This is a genomic window from Vibrio marinisediminis, from assembly GCF_014050145.1.
Lineage (GTDB): Bacteria > Pseudomonadota > Gammaproteobacteria > Enterobacterales > Vibrionaceae > Vibrio > Vibrio marinisediminis.
The window spans coordinates 1-316 of the sequence record NZ_JACFYF010000131.1 but is presented as its reverse complement, the minus strand read 5'-3'; the positions used below and the strand labels follow the sequence as shown (position 1 = coordinate 316).

1 protein-coding gene is annotated in these 316 nt (G+C 64.2%); it reads left to right on the top strand.

The genetic code is table 11. The features are described 5' to 3' along the window. Window positions 1–13 precede the first annotated feature (13 nt). The coding region (locus H2O73_RS23670; RefSeq protein ID WP_220457715.1) for a hypothetical protein at window positions 14–316 on the top strand (303 nt) is incomplete at its 3' end.

Sequence of the window (316 nt, the reverse complement as noted above, 5' to 3'; positions counted from 1 at the left end):
CAAGGCCTCCGAGATGTCCACCGACTGGCAGCATGAGCGCAAGGCCGTGCAGGGCCTGTCGGAGAACCAGCTGACCGATTGGGTGCAGTTCCACATCACGCGGGAGCAGCGCTGGCAGGACATCCTGCTGACGCTGATGGAGGAAGAGCCGTCAGAGCTGACAGCCGTTCTGTTCGACGGCGTCGACCGGATCCAGCACCTCTGCTGGCACCTGATCGACCCGGTCAGCCGGGACGACTACACCACGCCGGACTCGGTGGCGGCTCGGGAGCTGGTGCTGCAATATTTCCGCAACGTGGACGACTACCTGGTGCAG